Genomic DNA, 21,025 nt, shown 5'->3' with positions numbered 1-21,025 from the left:
TCTACGATAAAGTATTAGACTGTTAAAAAATAGCATTAGACTGAAAAAGTGATCGGAATGTGATACCCCAAATTGAGGGTGTTTTATGTCTTTTGCGAAAGTAGCAAGTTCCACAGTTTCCGTGTCACCCGTTTACTACAAAAGCATAAAAATGACTATTTCATTTAAGCAAGGTTTAATAATATCGTTTTTGCACGATTATCCACTACTTCATAATAAATTTCTAATCCTTTTCGAGTGCCCGAAACGATTTTAGCAGCTTTCAACTTAGCTAAATGTTGACTAATTGTACTTTGAGGCATTCCCAATTTTTCATACATTGTTGTTACATTCGTAGGGCCTTTTGTAAGCATTGTTTCTACTAAGCATAAACGCACAGGATGTGCTAATACCTTTAATACTTCAGCAATATCTTCATATTTTTCTATCATGTTCCTTCTCTCCTCTTTATATATAAATATTGTGTTTATAACGCTCCACTATATTATTCGAAAGGATATGTGATTTTATGTCCGTCGTTTTTAAAAAAATTTTAGAAATTAAAAAGCCCAACGTTTCATGCTACCTCGAATCGTTGGGCTTTTTAATTTATTACTACCTTTTCTTTTTAGAAGGTGCTGGCGCTTCCCAATTCACTAACAAATCAGGACTTGTTTTCTCTTCTCCTCGTTCTAAAAGAACTGTTGCATCTTGGATTGCAGGAGTACCTTTATATTTAATAGCTTGTAACTTCGAAAGGTTTGCAACAACTTTAAAACTAAATTCTCCTGTTTTTGTTGCTTTTGGAATTAAAACACGAAATTTTTCTCCTACATTAAACTGTGTTTTTGCTTCGCCATTTTCATTCACAAACTTTACGCCTTCAGGTGCATTCGTTGCTTGCACTTGGTACGTACCTTTTGTCGCATTTGTTTCAACTGTATACAAATTGGTTTCAAAAAAATCATCTTTTAACGTTGCTGTTTGCTTTTCTGTTGGAGTGACATTCATCGTAATCTCTTGCACTTCTTGGCTGCTCTCCGCATTCGCAACAATTTCTTTCATTGCTTTTCCTACATTTTTATTGCGATGATCTAAATCATTGATATCGATTTGCTTCAGCGCATTCCATACAGCTAACTGCGTAGCATAATGCGCTTCTTCCCAAGTCGATACACCGAGCTCTTGCGGACTTTTTTGCGGATATCCATTGAGTAATACACGGTATACTCCAATATCTGCTTTTCCTATTTCAGGTAAATCCTGACCGCTTGGTGATTTTAAATGCACATTTAAACAAAAGGCAATTTTTCCATCTGCTGTTTTAATAAGCTCAGTTCGAATTGGTTTCTTTAAAGATTTACTATAACTCCAATCCATTTGATACTTCGTATGATCCATCACTTCTGCGAATGCCTTTTCAAGCGGAAAAACGAGATTTGTTATGATGAATAGTACGCTCACTAAGGCAATCCACAACTTATACGGTTGTTTTAAAATCATGCTTACAGCCCCTTTTTGGATTATAATAAAGAACATAGCAAATTTAATATGTTTAGTATTTAATTACGGGGCGTTTTTATGCGTGCTATTTCGAGCAAAGTAAATGATCCGTATAGTAATGATTACATGTAATTGGGTGAAACTAAAAAGAATACATAGTAATTCTTAATGCATATGAGACGGACGGTGATTACAAATAGAACAGCAATTAACTTATATCATTTCTCATTATGGATATTTCGGACTGATCATTGCTTTAGTTGGAGGAATTATCGGATTACCGATACCCGATGAAACTTTGTTAACTTTTGTAGGGTACTCTATATTTCAAAAAAAGATGGTATTTTCTCTTGCCTTACTAACTGCATGGATTGGCTCTTCAATTGGTATTACACTGAGTTATATATTAGGAAAAACACTTGGACTTCCCTTCTTAAAGAAATTTGGTCCTAAATTGCACATTACCGAAAATAAAATAGCTCGGACACAAACTCTCTTTCAAAAAATTGGTCCACCTTTATTAATTTTTGGTTACTTCATTCCGGGAGTTAGGCATGTCACCGCCTATTTAACTGGTATTTCCCGTTTGGGCTTTCGGAAATTTTGCCTTTACGCTTACACGGGAGCATTCATATGGAGTTTCACTTTTATTAAATTAGGAATGATATTCGGGAAAGATTGGCATCTAATCGGCCATTCCATTCACCGTTATGCTTCTATCTTATTAGTTGTTTTACTCGTTCTCGCACTTTTCGTCTTGCTATATGTTCGCAGTAAAAAAGCAAATGCGAAGCGATGTACATGAGAAAGAAAAAAAGACTAAAAACAAAGAAAAAACACCTCCGCTTGTCTCAATTTCAATACGGAGGTGTTTTTTTACATGAATTTTTCGTGATTATTTGTGCGTTTTATTTGGCTTTTTTTTGCCTGGATTCCCGTTACCTTGACGCTTTTTATTTCTTTCAGCTTTTTCCTGTGTATCGTGCAATTTCTCTAAAAAGTTACTACTGTTGTCCACTGGTGTAGCCTCCTTGATTATAGTTCCTTTGTTACTATAACCAATTGCACGTAAAATCATGAAGGATCGTTTTACTTTAATTTAACCTGAACTGGCGGCAATGTTTTCTCAGGATGGAACGGTGACATCCCCACTTCTAATACATAATCATTTAAGCTGAAATTCTTCACGCCATACTCTCCGTCCAATTGGAACGTTGCTTGAAACTGCAATTTTTCCTTATCTAATACTTTCACGTTACTTCCCTTTATAACATGACCAATCGGCGCAAACTCCTTATCTATATACGCAGAATCATTTAGGTTCATTACCTCACCGCAATTGATTAGTTCATCCATAGATTTACGTTTTGTATCCACATTTTGAAGTGTGTACTGCACAATTAAGCGCTGATTCTTATGCTGAATTTTATTAATAATTATTTTCAGATCACTGCGCGTACTCTTTATTTCAAATGGTGTTTTTTCATTTAGTTTAACAATCACTGGTTTTTCAGATAATCGTACAACAGGATACATTGTAATAAACTCCGCATCCTCAGGAATTTTTCCGAAAATAGAACGTTCTTCAGATTCTACACGATCACCCACTTTTTCTCTGCCAAATTCAATGCCTGAAGTGAACATATTAACTTCTTTTCCTTGATCATCTGTTATTTTTTCAATTCGTGCTAAATCGTGCTCCCCTGCAAGCGGATAAATTGCTTTATAATCAATTGCTGATGATTCTTTGCCGACTGTAATTGTTTCAAAGTTAAACGTATGCTCTTGATCTTCGCTACTAATGGACTGCTGAGTATTAATTTTTTTATTCTCTAATTGCTTCACTGGAATATCAAATTTCCAAAATCCTCTCATTTCATCAATAGATGTGATGGTAATTGGTAATGTTGCATTTGGAGGTAATTCTTTTTCTGGATAGTCAATCTCAATATTGCCAAACCAACCGTCCTTTGTTACTTTCCCATCCATCGAAGCACTATTCATCCATTTCTGATCACCATCAGCAATCTTAGCAGTATAATAAAAATCATTTTTCGAGCCGTTTTTTGCTACTTTATCTGGATTATCAACTTTAAACGTTATACCAATCCGGCCACCATCATAATAAACACTTTTCATCGTTATACTAATTCCATTGCTCACTGCTTGTTGATTTAATTCTGTCACAAGTTTACTCTCTGTGAGATTTTGCCCTATCGTATCATGAAAATAATCATATACTTTCCCTATAATCGGAACTTCTGCTAATACACGATTCATTTGTGGAAAAACAAATCCTGACCCTAGCACACACATACATACTGATGCTGCTGTTAGCCATGCAATCTTTCTTCGTTTGTATATTTTTTTGGCTGGTTTTTCTTGTTGTGCTCTATTCATACCTTTTTTTATCGCTATATGTAATTCTTCCCGAGGAACTTCGATTTTGTTTATTTCATCATTAAACCACTGTTTATCCAATTCTCATCACTCCCTCCTAGTAATTTCTTTAACGATTTTCTCGCTCTATGCAAATACGTTTTGACAGTTCCTTCAGGTACATGCATATGCCAAGCAATTTGATTTATCGGAAGATCATAATAATAATGTAAAATGATGACTGTTTGATAATTTTCATTTAATTGTCCAATCGCTACTTGTAAATCAATGTTTTGCTCAATTTGGTTTACCTTGTTCCGTACATCCCCGTAAACAGCAGATTCCCTGCTATCTTCTAATTTTTGAACCTTCTTCTTCTCATTCAACAGCTGATAAGCATTATGTATTAAAATACGCGTCAACCACGTCATAAAAAAGTTTGGTTTCTTTAATTGATCTAAGGATAAGTACGCTTTATAAACAGTTTCTTGTACTACGTCTAATGCATCTTCTTTATTTTGTACATACATATAAGCAGTTCGATATAATTGGTCCTGATGGAGGCTAATGAGTTGTTCAAACGCTGCATCATCACCTTTTTTCGCTTTTTTCACTAATTTTATTTCATCCATCTTATCCCTCCTTCCACTTATTAGATAGAATATGGAATGTTTTGGTTTCAAAAATTTATATTTTTTAATACTTCAACATTACTATACAAGAAAACGCCTCAAGAAAACTTGAGACGTTTTTTCATCAAATTACTTTATTCAATTCATGTTTTTTCTTACAATGTCATAGCATTTTGAACGACATGACTATCGACATATTGTTTAAACTTTACGATTTTTCCATCTTGTAGTTCCCATACGTGAACAAAATCTGCTTGAAATGCTTTTCCAGTTTCTTTGTACATTCCTGAGTAAACACCTTCAGCGATAATAACACCTTTGCCTTTCACTTCATGATACGTATGAACACTTGCTTTATAATCATTCCACTCGGATGCCAAGCGGCTAAATACGTTCTCCATGATAGCTTCTGCACCGATGTACGTTCCGCCGTAAGGAAAGCCCGCTGCCTCCGTCCACTCTACATTTTCTGATAGAGCTGCCAATAAGTGCTGAGCATTTTCAGAAGCTGACCCTTCATATGTGCTGCGAATAATTTCTAAATTCGTTCGTTGACTCATTACGGTTTCCTCAACTCGTATATATTAATAAAATTTCACAACGTCTTCATAAGGTAAAAATGTTCTTTCACCTGGTTGTTCATTTGGCTCACCAAATGGCATTTGTGCTACTAAACTCCACTCTGCTGGAATGTCCCAAGTTTGTTTCACTTCTTCATCAACAATTGGATTGTAGTGTTGTAGTGATGCTCCGATTCCTTCTGCAGATAAAGCCATCCATGTTGCATACTGTAACATGGCGTTTCCTTGATGAGACCAGTATGGGAATTGATCTTTGTATGATGGCGCATTTTCTTGCATTGTCTTCACTGTTTCTTGATTTTCAAAGAATAAAACTGTACCTACGCCTTCGCGGAATCCTTTTAATCTTTCTACAGTTGCGTCAAAGTTTTCTGCTGGAACACGAGCGCGAAGTGTTTCTTTTACGATATCCCAAAACTTTTCATGTTCTGCATCCATTAATACAACCACGCGTCCGCCTTGCATGTTAAAAGATGATGGTGCGTATAGAGCTGTTTTTAAAACTTCACTAATTCTTTCTCTCGTAATATTTTCGTTCTTTTTCACTTTACGAATAGAGCGACGGTTCATAATGGCATCTTTTAAATTTGTTGTAGTTACTGACATTTTTATTCCTCCAATACATGTTTGATTTAAAAATAATTTATATACATAGATTTCTTGATAACATACATTTCAATCGAGTACTAACAATATCCATCTATATTACATTGCATGCCGTCTAATTCGTTTATTTTATTTTTTTCTAATTCCTGATCAATCGCTTTCGCTAATCTTTCTTTGCTAGCTAGTCCTTGAATGACTTCATCACCAATAATAAACGTTGGAACAGCCATAATTTGTGCTTCTTCATACACATGTCTCAAAGCTTCTTGTTGTACAGCTTCATACTTTCTTGATACTAATGCTTCTTTAAATGCATCCTGAGAAAGTCCCACTTCACCCGCCAATTTTGTTAACACTTCGATGTCTTCAATATTTTGTTCCTCTTGGAAAAATGCAGTAAACACTCTATGGTGAAACTCATTTCCTTTTCCATGCTCCTTTGCAAAGTGGTAACCTTCAAATGCAAAGTTTGTATACGGATGCGGTGACACACGCGGTAACCGCATTTCTACTCCTAATTTTTTAGCAGTAGGAAGAATAAATGAATCCCAAGATCCCAATTTGTCAGGTTCTGCCCATGGATCAATTTTCGGATATGGACTAGGACGCAATTCAAATGGCATCCATTCTACTTCTACATCTTTTTCCTTTACAATCTCATCCAAAGGACCTTTTCCTAAAAAACAAAATGGACATATAAAATCAGAATAAGCTTTAATTATTACAGTCATATATACTTTCCCTCACTTTTCTTTTTATCACCTTAAGTTGTAACTATTTTGGTTACAACTTAGTCAAAAAAATATATGCTTGAATTGCACCTGCATACTTACTGCGAAGAATTTATTTTATTTCCTAATGATGTAACGAGTTGTTCCATTGTAATGCTTTCTAATACTTGTTCCATTGCTTCTTGTGCTTGAACTAAAATAACCTCTAGAACAGTTTGTATATTTGCTCCTATTGGACAATCAGGATTCGGCTGTTCATGAAAATGAAATAACTTCTCCTCTTCCACAACATCTACTGCACGGTATACATCTAATAACGTAATCTCATGTAATTCTTTTATGAGATAAGCTCCTCCTGTACCGCGACGTACTTGAACAAAACCTGCTTTTTTTAGATATGACAACACTTTACGAATAATTACTGGGTTTGTATTTACACTTTTCCCCATGTATTCTGAAGTACAAATAGAAGGTGGGTTATTTTTTAGGAGAGATAAAATATGCACAGCAATTGTAAATCGGCTACTAATTTTCATATTTATCACCTCGTTGTAATCATTATAGTTACAACTAAATTGAAAGTCAAGCTTTCACAAAAAGGCATTAGCCTGCTATTTTGGCAAACTTCTGCTCCACACCCATATTCATCATCTATTTTTTTAAAATCTCCTTCATCTCCTTAAGACGACTCAATTACTTTCTTCCTATTTTCCTCGTTAACCAAAATGGACTGTACAGAAGATAAAAGCTTACAATCATCATTAACTCCATCGAGAGAAGATACCATGGCCACGGTCCGAGATAATCTAAAAGAGAAGCGCTTTTGGGCTTTTTCATGATATACAGGTAGTTCGCTCCTAACCACTTATCAAGAAAAAATACGCAAGCTGCATAAAGGTTAACAATGAGAATGGTCACCCACATAGAAGGAATGGTCGGCCGATATTTGCAGACCACCACCATAAACAAACATGCTATCACCACTCCTCCATGCGAAACAAAAAACTCGATGTATCGAAAATGGGGAAACGAAAATTTTCCAAGATCAGGTGTAATGATAGCTTGAATAGAACTGCTTAATCCCGCAAAATACATAAATTGAAAAAGTCTGAAGCTACGCGTCAGTAACATCACAATGGCCAAAATGACAGCTAAATCACTAAGTTGAAGCGGCAAAGCTGTTTTAGGCGACCAAGCATTCTCATACACGAGCCAGAGATGATTAAAAACTTCAAAAGCCAATAAGAGAAACGCTAGAGAGAAACGAAAAAGCCGTTCTCTTCCCTGCTCTTGAATCTGTTTTCTAAAAATAACCAGAAGAATACAGAGGGCTAAAATGATTCCGAGCGTCAATAAGTGCTCCCTGGAAAAAAGACGAAACGGATCCAATTTTGAATGAAATTGAAAAAATTTTTGCATATCAATTACTCCATTATCTGAGCTAATTTTATACTTGAGTATTCTTAGTATAGGACAAACTCTTCTAAGTCTATCCCCCTTCTTTGTTTTGTTATCCATTTTTCCAACAAAATGGATAGTTCATAGGCATGTCGTGAACCACCCACTAACTTTTAAATAAAATTTCACTTTCATTTTTTACTTATAAAACCTTACGAAACTGTCACCTTTATGTAAGGTTATTAGATAGTTACTTTACTGTTTCAATGTAATAATAAAAGCATAAGAAACAACCATAAATTTTAGGAGAGTGTCGGTAATGATCGTAACAACAACTTCTGTTATTCAAGGAAAAGAAATTATTGAGTATATTGACATTGTAAACGGTGAAGCAATTATGGGGGCAAATATCGTACGTGATTTATTCGCTTCTGTTCGTGACGTTGTCGGCGGCCGTTCTGGTGCATATGAGAGTAAGTTAAAAGAAGCACGTGATATTGCAATGGAAGAAATGAAAACTCTTGCAAAGCAAAAAGGCGCAAACGCAATTGTTGGTATTGATGTAGACTACGAAGTCGTTCGTGATGGAATGTTAATGGTTGCTGTAAGCGGGACAGCTGTACGTGTATAAAAATATATAAGGAAAATCACCTCGTTGGTTGAGGTGATTTTTCTTTTTTATTAGGGGGAAAATCAAGAACAACGAAAGTAAACTTTTACATATTATTTTACTTATGAAATATTACAAAACCGTCATGTTTATGTAAGGTTATTAGATAGTTCCTTTCTTATTTCAATGCAATAATACAAATATAAGAAAAAGCGAATACATAAAAAAGAGAGGTAACTATACAATGATTTTAAAACTATTATTTATACTTTTCGGAATAGGCTTAGTATTATGGGGCATATATAGAATGAAAACAGATGAAGCATTTGTAGGAAAAACTCAAACAAGAAAAAACATTTTTAATCTCTTTATTTTAGGAGAAACTTCTGGCCTAGGACAATTTTTAAGCGGGATTGTATGTATAGTTATAGGAATTATATCCCTTATAATTAAATAGCTTATTAATCAACACGAACAATTTTCTATCTCTACTTATATTTCTTTAAGAGTCTTAGTTATTTAAGGCTCTTTTTTAATGTGAATTATATCCAAGAGTTGATGTGTATATCATATTCATAACATGTCATCATGAGTAGCAAAAAAAGAGAAATCCTATTATTAAGAATTTCCCTTTTTTTATATAATCATTCTATTTTCAAACTCTGTATCACGCCGCTACAACCGGCAATACAATAATAAACCGAACTACCCCATTCTCATATTCTGCTCGAATTTCTCCGCCCTGCAGCTCCACAATATTTTTAGCAATCGCAAGACCAAGTCCCGAACCTTCTGAGACCCTGCTTCTCGATTGATCTTTTTTATAAAAACGTTCAAATACGTTCTCAAGCTCTTCTTTTGTAAATTCTTCGCTATGATTTGCAACAGAAATGAAAATGCTACGACGCTGCTTTTGAAGTGAAACTGTAATTTCTCCCTCATCTTTACTATATTTAATCGCATTCATTAATAAATTATCAAACACACGGACAATTTTTTCCGAATCCAAGGCAGCGTACAGACGCTCTTCAGGAAATTCTTTCACAAACGAAAGATTATGTTCTTCTGCTTGGGGTACCAGCTCTTCAATTAACTGATCAAGAAGTTCATTCATACATACTTCTTGTTTTTCTAATGTAATATTTTCGTTTGTTAGTTTTGTATACTCAAATAAATCTTCTATTAAGTTCTTTAACTGCTCTGACTTTGAAAATGCGATTCTTACATACTCATCATATTGTTCTTTATTTTCATATTTGGCATCACGAAGTAAACGTAAATATCCCATAATAGAAGTAAGTGGTGTTCGCAAGTCGTGTGATACATTTGTAATCAATTCACTTTTTTGCTTTTCAATTTTCCGTTCGTTTTCAATATTCACCCTAATCTCTTCTGCCATATGATTAATATTTTCTGTTAATAAAGCCAGTTCATCTTGTCCCTTTTCCTCAATTCGATACGCTAAGTTTCCCTTCGCGATTTCTTTCACCCCTTGCGCCATCGCTTCAATCTGTTTCATCTTTCGCTTCGTTATATAGAAGAAAGAAAAAATGAATACGATAACGCCAATAAGAAATGGAAAAGGCCCTTCTGTCGTGTTATATATAACATCCCCCCTTGGAATGCCGCCCACGAACATATATAAATTTTTACCTTCAATTGTAACTGGATAAAAAGTGATAAATTCTTTATGCAAGTCCTCAATTTCTCCTGAACGATCGTTATCAACTGGATGGTTAATCGCAAAAGACATCACATTACGAATTGTGTCGTGCAGATTAATTTGTTCTTCTTCCGCTTGTTTTGTTTTATACAAAACCTTACCTGTTTCATCCGTAACTAGCACTTTTAAAGCATGCTGTCCATGTTCTGCATTTTGATTTTCCATATCAATCATGTTTTGCAACGCATCTACTGTATTTCCTCTCGCTATTGTCTCTGCTGTGCGCTTTGCTTCCTCATTAATTTCCTCCATACCATTGCTATAATCAATTACCGCATGTTGATTTGCTTTTTCAAAAAATGGAGCGGACAATCTTGTTACAAAAAAACCTAACAAGGCACAAAAAATAAACGTAGTAATTAATTGAATCCTAATACTTCGACGAACGTAATTTAAAACTTTGTTTATTAACTCTTTTATTTTTTTATTCACATAATAAAATGGTTTAAATATCTTTTTCAATCTTATACCCCACTCCCCACACTGTTTTTATATAACGAGGTTTTCTTGGATTTTCTTCTATTTTTTCACGTATTTTTCGAATATGTACCATCACAGTATTATCAGATTGAAAGGACTGTTCATTCCATATTCGTTCATAAATTTGATCCGCACTAAATACCATCCCGGGATTCCTAGCAAGTAACTCTAAAATCGAAAATTCCCTCGGTGTCAATTTCGCTTCTTCCTCTGCAACAATCACCTCATGTGTTGCCACATTCATTTTCATATCCCCAATTTCAATTTCATTTTCGTTTTGTATAAAGCCTCCGCTCATTTTCATATATCTGCGAAGCTGCGATTTAATTCGCGCAATTAATTCTAATGGATTAAAAGGCTTTGTTACATAATCATCTGCCCCGGTTGTTAATCCTAAAATCTTGTCCATGTCTTGTGTTTTGGCAGACAACATAATAATCGGCATCTCAGCTACTTCTCTTACTTTCATACACATATGAATACCGTCTACTTTCGGCATCATAATATCTAATACGACTAAGTGCACTTGATGTTTCTTTACGAGCTCTAATCCCTCTGCACCATCCCCAGCCTGTAATACTTCATATCCTTCATTTTTCAAATAAATCGTAATGAGATCCCTAATTTCTTTTTCATCATCTACGACAAGTATTGTTTCTTTGCTCACAATAGCCCCTCCAACATTTTCAACCTATCAAATCTTCATTGCATGGTTCCTTTGATTCTTTCCTTCTAACTATCTGTTCTTTTCGATGTCTATATAAATAAGAAATACCGAATGCAGCAGCGATAGCTACTCCAAAAAACACACCATACTTAGTTGTGAGTTCTGCAATACGCTCTATGTTTCCTCCAAAAATAAATCCAACTATAAAGTATAAGAATGTCCAAACAAATCCTGTAACGTATGAGTACATGGCATACGTTTTAAATGGCATATTATTAATCCCAACTAAATAAGGAACAATATGTCTCACTACTGGTATGAAATAGCTTGTTACCAGTGCATAACGTCCGTATTTATTCAATAGTTCTTGTGATTTTAAAAGATACTTCATCTTCTTCTTTTTCATGAGTGTATCAAGAATTTTCGAACCAAATATTTTTCCAAGTATATATCCTAAAGAGAGCCCTGACACAACACCTAAATACGTTAATATAAAAGCTGGAATTGGTTTTAATATATCCATCGACGAAACAAATCCACCGCTCATCACAACCATTTCATCAGGAATTGGCATCCCAATAATCCCTAGCCATAAACAAAAAAACAAAGCACCGTAACCGTAATGTTGAATATATAATAACAATTCATGTAATTCCATTCATTACAGTCCTCCCTTATTCTTTTCCACAACAAAACACATAAGCTGGCGGGAAATTGAACCATACCTTTTTGAGTGATATCGCTGGAAAGAAATTTTGGATAAATGATTTCTTTACGAGCGAATATTGAAATGTGATGAATTCACCATTTCCCTGTAATGCTTCCATAACACTATTTAAAATACGCGACGATACTTCCGCTGGTAAAGAAGTAAACGGTAATCCAGATAATACATAGTCGATTTTTTCTATATTTAACTCTTCGATGTAATTTTGAATATTTTCAGCTGATCCATGTACAACAAAAACGCTTGGATCATCCTCAAACTGTTTCTGTAGGTCTTTGAAAAACACTTCATTAATTTCAATAAGAATCAATGTAGTATGTTTCTTTTTTCTCTTCATTATTTCTCTTGTAAAAGATCCTGTTCCAGGTCCTAATTCCACAATATATTTCGCTTCTTCAAAATTGATAGCATCTACCATTTTTTTCGCTAATATTTTCGAGCTCGGAGCAATTGCCCCAGTGTTTTTCGGGTGCTTTATAAACTCAGTTACGAATGTAATCAATTGCATAAAATATCTCCTCGCTTAATCACTATTGTGTAAGATAGCTCTAAGTATAAATATCGTTTCTTAAAAAATAGCGAGGAGGTTTCTTAAGTTTTTCTTAAGAAAATAAAAATGTCCCAAAACGGAAAAGATACTACTTTTTCGTTTTGGGACACACATTCACTTTACCTATTTAAATGAAACAATAGAATAGGAACGGATGTATCCGTTCCTATTCAAAAAACATATTTATATTATATTACTTCGCAGAAAGTGCCTCCATTACACCCGCAACTTCTGCAACAATAATTTGATTACCTAAAATCGGTGATTCTTGCTGTGCTTCTTTAGATCCTGGCTCTGGTCTTTTATGCGATTCTTTAAAAGCATCACTATTTCTCCATTGAGTAAAGCTGTCCATATCTTCCCAGTACGTGTTTACACTTATTTCATCATGCTCAGTTAAGTTTTGTGTAAGTAAAACTTCAACCTTCACAAAACCTTCCATTTTTTGCAGTGCACCTGGACGAGTGAATGCTGGAGCCATTTTTTGTGCAAATCCTAATTTTGTTTTAATTCTGTTTGTAACAACGATCATCTTCAAAAACCTCCTTAATATTTTGGAAACTTCTTCGAATTGAATATCTGCATTACATATATACTTTTTTCATTCATCCTAATGCTAGAATGATCTCTGTTTCTATTTTCTTGCTAAATAACACTTAGCTTACTCTAGTTTACCGTCTTTCATTCGATAGAATTTGTCACAGTATTCAAGCACTCGTTCATCATGTGTTACCATAATGATTAATTTCTAAATGTTACTTCTTTTGCTATAGTTGGACGACTTTATAGACTCTCTGAATATCAAGGCTTACTTTCGATTCATCTACTAAAATAGTAGAAGGACTGTCCATGACAGTGCGAGAAATAATGTAAGTCACCCCTTTAGTTTTAAAATAATTAGTCACGTGTGACTAATTAAGATTATTATATACACTACAATTTTATTAGTCAACTGTGACTAATAAAAACATGACTATAAATTATATTGTTATATTTAGAGCAATTATATCAACCAGATATGCAATAGAAACACTCACATATATAGCAAAAAAGAACCTACTATAAAGAGGTTCCATTGTCTTTCGCATTAGTAAGGTTAGTTAGAACTAAGCGTTTTAACTGTTTTTTCAAGAAACGCAATTTCTGCTTCTAACATTGTTATTTTATGTTCTATTGCCAAGTTGACCCCAATCCTCATCTCATGAGCTGGGGTTTGTCTAAAAATATGAATTAATTTCTTATTTTTATTTAATCGTTCTTGTAGAGCAGGCAAAGATTTTTCTAATGGTAGAAAATCAATAAACATTAATCCTATATCGCCTTGATAATTGACACTCTCGGCTGAAGATAAATTGTCCAATAACAATTTGTAAAAATATTGCTTACCATTTTCATTAATAGAATACACCTTGCGGGATGGTCTGTTTCCTTCTTGCTCCAATTGAACATCAATATATCCCTTTTTATTGAGTTTATCTAAAGTTGCATAAGCAGTAGGTTTTTTCATATCTGTAACTGTACTTAAATTTCTTTCAATAAATTCATTAATTTGATATCCATGCTGACTTTGGCTCATAAGCAAACCAAGCAGGACAAGCGAGCGCTGTTCCATAGAAATCATCCTTTCTAAAGCATATTATATCTGATGATTTAAATGAGGACTAGACAATAAAGTGAAACTTCCATCAGTGGGGGGCTTCATCCCCCACTGATGGTTAGTTGAACCAATCGGGCTTTTACGGGCAGTTATCCCCCACCTATCTTCTTTGATCCTCTCTGAATCTTGAGGTGGGGGTCTTACTGCCCGTTAATGCGGGATAACTCAATTACTTGGATTGATGTCAATTATCATATTATGAAAACTCCCGCACTTATCTCTTTGCAATCTTGAAGTGCGGGTTCTTCATGTATCCCCTCAGATGCTTAACATGAGCAAAATTGACACAGCTGCCTGACAGTATAGCTCCTAATAATTCATTACATTAAAAATCAAAATTATCAGGATCTGGACCAACACGATGATTCTCATTCAAATCATCAATGCGTTTCATATCTTCTTCCTTTAACTCAAAATCAAATATGTCTGCATTTTCAATGATTCGATGTTCTTTTGTAGATTTCGGGATGGTGATAACACCATTTTGTAAATCCCAGCGTAAAATGACTTGTGCAGCAGATTTGTTATAGTTGTTAGCAATTTCTTGAAGTACTTCATGATTGAGTAATTGTCCTTGCATTAACGGAGACCAAGCTTCTAACTGAATGTCGTGTTCCTGACAAAATGCTTGCAGCTCTTTTTGCGTTAAGCGTGGATGGTATTCTACTTGGTTCACCATTGGTTTAATCTCTGCATCTTTCATTAAGTCTTCAAGATGATGGATTTGAAAATTACTTACTCCAATCGCTTTTACTCGTCCTTCCTTATAAAGGGTCTCTAATGCTCTCCATGCCTCTTTATATTTCCCTTCTACAGGCCAATGAACCAAGTATAAATCTAAATACTCTAGTCCAAGTTTATTTAAACTTGTCTCATAAGCGGCAATTGTGGACTCATATCCTAAATCTGCATTCCAAACTTTTGATGTGACGAATACATCTTCTCTAGAAATACCCGCTTGTTGTATTCCTTCACGAATCCCTTGTCCAACTCCTTCTTCATTTCCATAAATCGCTGCTGTATCAATACTACGATAGCCATATGTAATCGCTGTTTTTACAGCATTCACTAACTCAGGGCCTTCTTCTACTTTAAATACCCCAATACCAAACCAAGGCATTTGTACACCGTTATGCAAAGTTGTTTTATCTTGTAAATGTTTCATTATAAATAAACCTCCTAATTTTTAAAGAAAATTTTCTATGCTGCACGTTTTTGATCTTTTTGTTCCAGATTCTTGCTCCAACCTGTTAAAATTACAGCTCCTAGAACCATTAATGCGCCAATCCAAGGCGTATGAATGAGTCCAATCGACTCTGTAATTACACCACCTAAATAAGAACCAATAGCAATTCCAGCATTAAATGCAGCAATATTCATTGCAGATGCCACATCTACTGCACTCGGTACAAAACGTTCAGCTAACATCACGACATATACCTGTAATCCTGGTACATTCATAAACGCTAATAATCCCATTAAGATGATTGTAATAAGACCAGCTATCTTAAATGGAGCTGTGAACGTTAACATAAAGAGCACAATCGCTTGTACAATAAACATATAGAATAATGCACGAATCGGATTACGGTTCGCTACTTTACCACCAATGACGTTACCGATTGCAATTGCTACTCCATAAACGAGTAAAATAATCGTAACAGCCCCTGCCGTAAATCCGGTTATCTCTTGTAATAATGGAGATAAATACGTAAAGACAACGAATGTACCTCCATAGCCTAAGGCTGTAATAATGAATAAAAGAAGTAAACGACCGTTTGTGATCAAGGTAATTTGATCACGAAATGTTGTTCGATTACCTTTTCGCAAGTTAGATGGAACAAGAATGCTGTTTGCAATGAAAGCAATGATACCTACTACAACGATCACTACAAAAGAAGCCCTCCAGCCAAATTGTTGTCCAATAAATGTACCAATTGGAACACCTGTAACAGTTGCTACTGTGAGCCCTGTGAACATAATCGCAATGGCACTTGCTCGGCGATTTTCCGGAACTAACTCAGCAGCAATCGTAGAACCTATTGACATAAATACACCATGTGAAAACGCAGAGACAACACGACCAACTAGCAACAAACTGATACTTGTTGCACTCGCAGCAATACTATTTCCAACTATAAACACAATCATAATCCAAAGTAATAAGGATTTACGCGACATACTGGATGTTAAAGAGGTTAAGACAGGCGCTCCAAATGTCACCCCTAAAGCATATAAAGAAACCGTTAATCCAGCTGTTGTAACAGTAACGTTTAAATCTTGAGCAATAAGTGGTAATAATCCTACACTAATAAATTCTGTTGTTCCGATTGCAAAAGCACTTACAGCTAATGCCAAGAGTGCCAATGTACTTCGTTTTTTATCTAAAGTCATTCTTCCTCCTCCTCATCTTCTTGTTGTATCGTTCCATCTCTTCTAAACAAACTATATAGAAAACCATATGGTAAGAATCCGCCGGCAAATGTTATTATGTGATATATGAGAAATAAAGAAAAGTACGTACTTTTAAGTAATATAGGTACTAAAAAGTTCCATAGACACTAAAAAGTACCTATGAATTAGGAGGAAGAGCATGGAGAAAAAAAAGTACAATATTTCCGTAGAAGCAACACTCGAAGTAATAGGAGGAAAATGGAAATGTGTGATTCTTTGTCATCTTACTCATGGTAAAAAACGTACAAGTGAATTGAAACGTCTTATGCCAAACATTACACAGAAAATGTTAACGCAACAATTACGAGAGTTAGAAGAAGATGGCGTCATCAATCGCATCGTTTACAATCAAGTACCTCCAAAAGTGGAATATGAACTAAGTGAATATGGATGGAGCTTACAAGAAATTTTAGAATCTCTATGTACTTGGGGAGAAAAACATATTACGAAAGTATATGGTGATAAATTCGCTGTCTTGGAGGAGAATATTTTAAACGATAAACTGAAGCAGCAAAATTGAAAATACACATATGATTTTCAAACATGCATATCCGTTCTGCTGTGTAACCGTGAATCTTAGGAACATCTATAACTAAAAACATCTTCTTATATATGAAATAAGAAGATGTTTCTTTTATAAAGTGAAACTTCCATCAGTGGAGAGTTTTTTCATCTCCCACTGATGGTTAGTTGAACCAATCGGGCTTTTACGGACAGTTATCCCCCACCTATCTTCTTCGCTTTTCTCTGAATCTTGAGGTGGGGGTCTTACTGTCCGTTAATGCGGGATAAAGTGAAACTTCAAAGCGTCTGCCCGTTATCAATTGTAAATATCTGCCCCGTAACCGATTCCTGAGTCAATTGAAACAGGATCGCCTCTGCAATCTCATCAGGTGTTGAAATTCTTTTCAGCGGTATGTTGCCCGCAAGTTGATGCATCTTCTCTTCATTGTCAGCCCACCATCTTGTATGAACTGCACCAGGAGCGATACTATTCACCCTAATCTCTGGTGCAAGTGCAATTGCTAACGATTTTGTCATCGTATGAATGGCTCCTTTTGTTGCTGCATACGGTACAGACGAACCTAGCCCAGTTATTCCGGCAACGCTACCTACATTCACGATAGCACCCGATCCTTGCTTCTTCATATAAGGAACAACAGCCTTTACACAATGAAACATTCCTTTCACATTTACGTTAAAAAGAGAATCCCACACTTCATCCGTTACAGACTGCAAATCATCCATAGGTATTTGCGCTGTTATACTTGCATTATTCACTAAAAAATCTACTGTTCCAAAAGATTTCACAGTTTGCAGTACCATGTCCTCAACTTCTTTTTCCATCGCTACATTAGCTTTCAAAACAAGCGCTATACCTCCGCGTTGTACAATTTCGTCCCTTGTTTCTAACGCTTCTTTTTCCGAATGGCTATAATTAATCACAACCTTCGCTCCTGCATCTGCTAATTTTATAGCCGCAGCCTTTCCGATACCAGTACCACCGCCTGTTATAATAACCACTTTATCGTTTATATCCATTTTCCCTTCTCCTCTTCTTTCCATATTTGTTATGACTCATTGTATCTTCGCTCATACGAAAGGTATAATACTGAATAATGAAGGTGATATCATTTAAAATGATATCAGTGGAGGGATGTATTTTTGGAAAGTCACGATTTATGGATTTTTAAACATGTTGCTGAATTGCAGTCTATATCTAGAGCTGCTGAAAAACTCGGATATGTGCAGCCAAATATAAGCCAGCGCATAAAAAGCTTAGAAGAAGAACTAGGCGTCCCATTATTAATACGTAATAACAGAGGAGTAACATTAACTGACCAAGGAGAAGTTTTGTTAGATTACACAAATCAAATTATGATGTTAATGGACGAAGCAAAATCAAAAATAAACCCGAAAAAGTGGAAAGAATCTTTAATCATCGGGGCACCTCAAACCATTTCCGCTGTGAAAGTGCCTCAACTGTTCTCTTCTTTTTTGCAATCAAATACAAATATTGATCTAAAAATAAGAACAAATAATAAGCTAAAATTACAAGAAATGCTTGCTTACGGAGAGGTTGATGGAATTTTTATAAGCGGTACATATAATGATTCACAGTTCGAAAGTGTTTACAGTTATTTTGAAAACATCCTACTCATTTCTCCAATTGAACAGCACCATCATCAAACTTTACTTATAAATAGCGATCCAAGTTGTATATATAGAAATAAGTTGTTGGATTTTGCAGAGAAACATCATTTTAATCAATCCACTATTATAGAATTTGATTCACTTGAATCCATTATCCAAGCTGTTCGTGCAGGGCTTGGGATTAGTATCATACCAGCAGATGTTGCACATAGCCGAAATGAAATGAAGACCATTCATTATGAGGAATTACCAGACAAAATGAAGATAGATTTTATTATTAAACGAGGGAAACAAAGGTCACAAAGTTTGGAGAAGTTTACTGGTTTTTTGAAGGAATTATAATTCTTACAATAATGTAAGAAACTTGTTAGGCAATTCGATGTTTCCGCTTCTTTATTTCATGTAAGCTAACAATAAACCTAGAAGATATGATAAAGGAGCGGATTCTTATGAACGAAAATAAAGATTTATTATTCACCCAAATTGTTACTGGTTCTTGCTTAGGCGGCTTTGTATTATTATCTTGTATTACTGCCTTTATAAAAGTCGTTCATCAATTTTTTATGTAATTATAGAAATCACTTAAAGGAGTCAGACACTGCGATGTTTACAAACTTTTATTCTTCGATAGTCAGTCATTTCAACAAAATGATAAAAAAGAAAACAAATTAAAAAGGATTACCTCTTATAAACATACAAGGTAATCCTTTTTAATTTCAATAAATGCTTTACTTTATGCCTTTTTAACGAATTCAGATTTTAATTTCATAGGTCCGAAACCATCAATTTTGCAATCAATATCATGGTCGCCATCAACTAAACGAATATTTTTTACTTTTGTACCGATTTTTACAACTAGTGAAGTTCCTTTTACTTTAAGGTCTTTGATTACTGTTACAGAATCACCATCGTTTAAAACATTTCCGTTCGCATCTTTAATAACCTTTTCATCTTCACTACCCTCAGTTTCTAAACTCCACTCATGCGCACATTCTGGGCAAACAAAAAGGACTCCATCTTCGTATGTGTATTCTGAATTACATTTTGGGCAATTTGGTAAATTCGACATAATTTCATTTCCTCCATCCGTTATTGTTATTCTAATATATAAGAATTGGATTTAATTTCCTTTTTATAAAAAATATAGGTCTTCCTTATATACTTTTATATACTGCCATAGTCTTTTCATATTGACAACCCTTCCTCCCACTGATGGTTAGTTGAACCAATCGGGCTCTTACTGCCCAAAAGTAGCGGGATAAAACGTTTAAATGCATATGCTACTATATTATCCAAACAAATTCATTGCATCTTATATATATTATGTATACAGACATTATAAAACGTTTCATTTAGAGGTGAAAAAATGACTTCTAATAAAAAAAAGCTATACACTACTAACAAATTTGGCTATACGTATCAAAGTGATGATATTCATCATAATAGTCAATACTTTAGAGCAAACTTTCCGAAATTATGTGATAACCAAGATAATGATGCAAAATTACCAAATGCAGTAGTGTTGTCAAAATCAATCGCAAATGAAAATAATAAAACACTTAACCGTTTATGGATTTCCCATCCGATTAGGAAAATTGAAATCAGTGGCGGTGCAATTCTTGTTGATGCAAATGTCGCTGGACCTTCTTCAAGTGCGCACTTGATAGTTTCATTTAAAATAGCAGGTCTTAGCGAGAATATGACGACAACAGCTACTGCAAGTGCTGATGTAACTGCAGTATACGCTTGCATAAACAGGAGCGGAAACTTCCCTAACAATCTGAAAAAAACTGAAGTTAGCGGACCCGTTGAAGCATCTGTGAGATTTACCTCAGGAAAAAAGGAGCAAGTTACTCGAATCCTTACAATATATTTACCTGCAATCACATTAGAATGCCCTCTAGGACAAGAAATGGTTCTTGTATCGGCTTCCTACACGAATGTTCAAGTCTCAGAACCCCATGCCGGCACAGTATCTATTGAGGGAATATTCGAAAGAATAAATTTCGAGATATAACGAAAATAAAAAGGGAGATAATCCAATTATAAAAACCTCTGTATGTACAGCGGTTTTTATAATTGCGAAAGTACGACATCCATCTCTGTTTCACTCATTATTTTTTCTCATGTACTTAAGATTTTCCACTCTTATCTCTATCACTCTTCCGCGTACAGGCATATATTGAATTACCAT

26 protein-coding genes are annotated in these 21,025 nt (G+C 34.9%); 6 read left to right on the top strand and 20 right to left on the bottom strand.

Translation table 11 applies throughout. From position 1 onward, the window contains the following. Positions 1–164: 164 nt before the first annotated feature. Both LRP84_RS08270 and LRP84_RS08265 read right to left on the bottom strand, forming a co-directional pair. The gene (locus tag LRP84_RS08270; protein WP_230574652.1) at positions 165–431 is read right to left on the bottom strand and encodes an ArsR/SmtB family transcription factor; all 267 of its coding nucleotides are present in this window, start codon (positions 429–431) and stop codon (positions 165–167) included. A 163-nt stretch (positions 432–594) separates the two neighbouring features. After that, entirely contained in the window at positions 595–1,482 is an 888-nt protein-coding gene (locus LRP84_RS08265; protein ID WP_230574651.1) for a thioester domain-containing protein, read from the bottom strand. Between the two features lie 196 nt (positions 1,483–1,678). On the opposite strand from LRP84_RS08265, the gene LRP84_RS08260 reads away from it, so the two are divergent. Then, positions 1,679–2,287: a DedA family protein gene (locus LRP84_RS08260; RefSeq protein ID WP_230574777.1), complete on the top strand. Its 609-nt coding sequence runs from the start codon at positions 1,679–1,681 to the stop codon at positions 2,285–2,287. A 90-nt stretch (positions 2,288–2,377) separates the two neighbouring features. On the opposite strand, the gene LRP84_RS08255 is transcribed toward LRP84_RS08260, so the two are convergent. The 8 genes from LRP84_RS08255 to LRP84_RS08220 form a co-directional block, all read right to left on the bottom strand. Continuing rightward, positions 2,378–2,500, bottom strand: a complete 123-nt coding sequence (locus LRP84_RS08255) for a DUF4023 domain-containing protein (protein WP_230574650.1) — start codon at positions 2,498–2,500, stop codon at positions 2,378–2,380. 71 nt (positions 2,501–2,571) lie between these two features. Continuing rightward, complete coding sequence (locus LRP84_RS08250; protein ID WP_230574649.1) at positions 2,572–3,963, bottom strand: DUF4179 domain-containing protein; 1,392 nt, start codon at positions 3,961–3,963, stop codon at positions 2,572–2,574. Continuing rightward, positions 3,933–4,493 (bottom strand): sigma-70 family RNA polymerase sigma factor, encoded by a 561-nt coding sequence (locus tag LRP84_RS08245; RefSeq protein WP_230574648.1) that lies wholly within the window; start codon positions 4,491–4,493, stop codon positions 3,933–3,935. Before LRP84_RS08245 ends, LRP84_RS08250 begins: the two co-directional genes overlap by 31 nt. A 155-nt stretch (positions 4,494–4,648) precedes the next feature. Next, the gene (locus tag LRP84_RS08240) at positions 4,649–5,053 is read right to left on the bottom strand and encodes a nuclear transport factor 2 family protein (RefSeq protein WP_230574647.1); all 405 of its coding nucleotides are present in this window, start codon (positions 5,051–5,053) and stop codon (positions 4,649–4,651) included. Positions 5,054–5,077: 24 nt separating this feature from the next. Next, positions 5,078–5,680: a nitroreductase family protein gene (locus LRP84_RS08235; protein ID WP_230574646.1), complete on the bottom strand. Its 603-nt coding sequence runs from the start codon at positions 5,678–5,680 to the stop codon at positions 5,078–5,080. 80 nt (positions 5,681–5,760) lie between these two features. Beyond that, the gene (locus LRP84_RS08230) at positions 5,761–6,411 is read right to left on the bottom strand and encodes a DsbA family oxidoreductase (protein ID WP_230574645.1); all 651 of its coding nucleotides are present in this window, start codon (positions 6,409–6,411) and stop codon (positions 5,761–5,763) included. A 98-nt stretch (positions 6,412–6,509) separates the two neighbouring features. Further along, positions 6,510–6,947 (bottom strand): Rrf2 family transcriptional regulator, encoded by a 438-nt coding sequence (locus tag LRP84_RS08225; protein ID WP_230574644.1) that lies wholly within the window; start codon positions 6,945–6,947, stop codon positions 6,510–6,512. 157 nt (positions 6,948–7,104) lie between these two features. Further along, positions 7,105–7,830: a YwaF family protein gene (locus LRP84_RS08220; protein WP_230574643.1), complete on the bottom strand. Its 726-nt coding sequence runs from the start codon at positions 7,828–7,830 to the stop codon at positions 7,105–7,107. A gap of 298 nt (positions 7,831–8,128) precedes the next feature. Between LRP84_RS08220 and LRP84_RS08215 the strand changes: the two genes are divergently transcribed. Both LRP84_RS08215 and LRP84_RS08210 read left to right on the top strand, forming a co-directional pair. Further along, positions 8,129–8,440, top strand: coding sequence for a heavy metal-binding domain-containing protein (locus tag LRP84_RS08215; RefSeq protein ID WP_230574642.1), 312 nt, complete (start codon positions 8,129–8,131; stop codon positions 8,438–8,440). A gap of 223 nt (positions 8,441–8,663) precedes the next feature. Beyond that, complete coding sequence (locus LRP84_RS08210; protein ID WP_230574641.1) at positions 8,664–8,876, top strand: hypothetical protein; 213 nt, start codon at positions 8,664–8,666, stop codon at positions 8,874–8,876. 210 nt (positions 8,877–9,086) lie between these two features. Here LRP84_RS08210 and LRP84_RS08205 read toward each other — a convergent pair whose 3' ends face one another. The 8 genes from LRP84_RS08205 to LRP84_RS08170 all read right to left on the bottom strand — a co-directional run bounded on the left by LRP84_RS08205 (position 9,087) and on the right by LRP84_RS08170 (position 16,617). Next, a complete protein-coding gene (locus LRP84_RS08205; protein WP_230574640.1) occupies positions 9,087–10,604 on the bottom strand; it encodes a HAMP domain-containing sensor histidine kinase in 1,518 nt (505 codons plus the stop codon). Beyond that, complete coding sequence (locus tag LRP84_RS08200; RefSeq protein WP_230574639.1) at positions 10,588–11,289, bottom strand: response regulator transcription factor; 702 nt, start codon at positions 11,287–11,289, stop codon at positions 10,588–10,590. The genes LRP84_RS08205 and LRP84_RS08200 overlap by 17 nt, the downstream gene beginning before the upstream one ends. A 19-nt stretch (positions 11,290–11,308) precedes the next feature. Then, positions 11,309–11,947 (bottom strand): DedA family protein, encoded by a 639-nt coding sequence (locus LRP84_RS08195; RefSeq protein WP_230574638.1) that lies wholly within the window; start codon positions 11,945–11,947, stop codon positions 11,309–11,311. Between the two features lie 16 nt (positions 11,948–11,963). After that, positions 11,964–12,524 (bottom strand): class I SAM-dependent methyltransferase, encoded by a 561-nt coding sequence (locus LRP84_RS08190; protein ID WP_230574637.1) that lies wholly within the window; start codon positions 12,522–12,524, stop codon positions 11,964–11,966. A 235-nt stretch (positions 12,525–12,759) separates the two neighbouring features. Continuing rightward, on the bottom strand, positions 12,760–13,098 hold the full coding sequence (locus LRP84_RS08185; protein ID WP_230574636.1) for a heme oxygenase: 339 nt from the start codon (positions 13,096–13,098) through the stop codon (positions 12,760–12,762). 564 nt (positions 13,099–13,662) lie between these two features. Further along, positions 13,663–14,178 carry a PadR family transcriptional regulator gene (locus LRP84_RS08180; protein ID WP_230574635.1) on the bottom strand — a complete coding sequence of 172 codons (516 nt, stop codon included), beginning with the start codon at positions 14,176–14,178 and terminating at the stop codon, positions 13,663–13,665. A 370-nt stretch (positions 14,179–14,548) separates the two neighbouring features. Then, entirely contained in the window at positions 14,549–15,391 is an 843-nt protein-coding gene (locus LRP84_RS08175; RefSeq protein WP_230574776.1) for an aldo/keto reductase, read from the bottom strand. Positions 15,392–15,423: 32 nt separating this feature from the next. Further along, positions 15,424–16,617, bottom strand: a complete 1,194-nt coding sequence (locus tag LRP84_RS08170) for an MFS transporter (RefSeq protein WP_230574634.1) — start codon at positions 16,615–16,617, stop codon at positions 15,424–15,426. Positions 16,618–16,816: 199 nt separating this feature from the next. On the opposite strand from LRP84_RS08170, the gene LRP84_RS08165 reads away from it, so the two are divergent. Continuing rightward, on the top strand, positions 16,817–17,197 hold the full coding sequence (locus tag LRP84_RS08165; RefSeq protein WP_230574633.1) for a winged helix-turn-helix transcriptional regulator: 381 nt from the start codon (positions 16,817–16,819) through the stop codon (positions 17,195–17,197). 281 nt (positions 17,198–17,478) lie between these two features. Here the strand turns inward: LRP84_RS08165 and LRP84_RS08160 are convergent, their stop codons facing one another. Further along, positions 17,479–18,219: an SDR family NAD(P)-dependent oxidoreductase gene (locus LRP84_RS08160; protein ID WP_230574632.1), complete on the bottom strand. Its 741-nt coding sequence runs from the start codon at positions 18,217–18,219 to the stop codon at positions 17,479–17,481. Positions 18,220–18,342: 123 nt separating this feature from the next. Between LRP84_RS08160 and LRP84_RS08155 the strand changes: the two genes are divergently transcribed. Beyond that, positions 18,343–19,173 carry a LysR family transcriptional regulator gene (locus LRP84_RS08155; RefSeq protein WP_230574631.1) on the top strand — a complete coding sequence of 277 codons (831 nt, stop codon included), beginning with the start codon at positions 18,343–18,345 and terminating at the stop codon, positions 19,171–19,173. Positions 19,174–19,564: 391 nt separating this feature from the next. On the opposite strand, the gene LRP84_RS08150 is transcribed toward LRP84_RS08155, so the two are convergent. Next, a complete protein-coding gene (locus LRP84_RS08150; RefSeq protein WP_230574630.1) occupies positions 19,565–19,900 on the bottom strand; it encodes a zinc ribbon domain-containing protein YjdM in 336 nt (111 codons plus the stop codon). Positions 19,901–20,197: 297 nt separating this feature from the next. Between LRP84_RS08150 and LRP84_RS08145 the strand changes: the two genes are divergently transcribed. Continuing rightward, entirely contained in the window at positions 20,198–20,848 is a 651-nt protein-coding gene (locus LRP84_RS08145) for a hypothetical protein (RefSeq protein WP_230574629.1), read from the top strand. Positions 20,849–21,025 lie beyond the last annotated feature (177 nt).

Origin of the sequence: Bacillus rhizoplanae (assembly GCF_917563915.1) — a bacterium.
GTDB lineage: Bacteria > Bacillota > Bacilli > Bacillales > Bacillaceae_G > Bacillus_A > Bacillus_A rhizoplanae.
This window is presented reverse-complemented; position numbering and strand designations above follow the sequence as displayed.

Excerpts from the sequence above, each read along its gene's own strand:
- LRP84_RS08270 (WP_230574652.1), bottom strand. The coding sequence starts at position 431 with ATGATAGAAAAATATGAAGATATTGCTGAAGTATTAAAGGTATTAGCA.
- LRP84_RS08265 (WP_230574651.1), bottom strand. The coding sequence starts at position 1,482 with ATGATTTTAAAACAACCGTATAAGTTGTGGATTGCCTTAGTGAGCGTA.
- LRP84_RS08245 (WP_230574648.1), bottom strand. The coding sequence starts at position 4,493 with ATGGATGAAATAAAATTAGTGAAAAAAGCGAAAAAAGGTGATGATGCA.
- LRP84_RS08240 (WP_230574647.1), bottom strand. The coding sequence starts at position 5,053 with ATGAGTCAACGAACGAATTTAGAAATTATTCGCAGCACATATGAAGGG.
- LRP84_RS08235 (WP_230574646.1), bottom strand. The coding sequence starts at position 5,680 with ATGTCAGTAACTACAACAAATTTAAAAGATGCCATTATGAACCGTCGC.
- LRP84_RS08230 (WP_230574645.1), bottom strand. The coding sequence starts at position 6,411 with ATGACTGTAATAATTAAAGCTTATTCTGATTTTATATGTCCATTTTGT.
- LRP84_RS08225 (WP_230574644.1), bottom strand. The coding sequence starts at position 6,947 with ATGAAAATTAGTAGCCGATTTACAATTGCTGTGCATATTTTATCTCTC.
- LRP84_RS08220 (WP_230574643.1), bottom strand. The coding sequence starts at position 7,830 with ATGCAAAAATTTTTTCAATTTCATTCAAAATTGGATCCGTTTCGTCTT.
- LRP84_RS08215 (WP_230574642.1), top strand. The coding sequence starts at position 8,129 with ATGATCGTAACAACAACTTCTGTTATTCAAGGAAAAGAAATTATTGAG.
- LRP84_RS08210 (WP_230574641.1), top strand. The coding sequence starts at position 8,664 with ATGATTTTAAAACTATTATTTATACTTTTCGGAATAGGCTTAGTATTA.
- LRP84_RS08195 (WP_230574638.1), bottom strand. The coding sequence starts at position 11,947 with ATGGAATTACATGAATTGTTATTATATATTCAACATTACGGTTACGGT.
- LRP84_RS08190 (WP_230574637.1), bottom strand. The coding sequence starts at position 12,524 with ATGCAATTGATTACATTCGTAACTGAGTTTATAAAGCACCCGAAAAAC.
- LRP84_RS08185 (WP_230574636.1), bottom strand. The coding sequence starts at position 13,098 with ATGATCGTTGTTACAAACAGAATTAAAACAAAATTAGGATTTGCACAA.
- LRP84_RS08180 (WP_230574635.1), bottom strand. The coding sequence starts at position 14,178 with ATGGAACAGCGCTCGCTTGTCCTGCTTGGTTTGCTTATGAGCCAAAGT.
- LRP84_RS08170 (WP_230574634.1), bottom strand. The coding sequence starts at position 16,617 with ATGACTTTAGATAAAAAACGAAGTACATTGGCACTCTTGGCATTAGCT.
- LRP84_RS08165 (WP_230574633.1), top strand. The coding sequence starts at position 16,817 with ATGGAGAAAAAAAAGTACAATATTTCCGTAGAAGCAACACTCGAAGTA.
- LRP84_RS08160 (WP_230574632.1), bottom strand. The coding sequence starts at position 18,219 with ATGGATATAAACGATAAAGTGGTTATTATAACAGGCGGTGGTACTGGT.
- LRP84_RS08150 (WP_230574630.1), bottom strand. The coding sequence starts at position 19,900 with ATGTCGAATTTACCAAATTGCCCAAAATGTAATTCAGAATACACATAC.
- LRP84_RS08145 (WP_230574629.1), top strand. The coding sequence starts at position 20,198 with ATGACTTCTAATAAAAAAAAGCTATACACTACTAACAAATTTGGCTAT.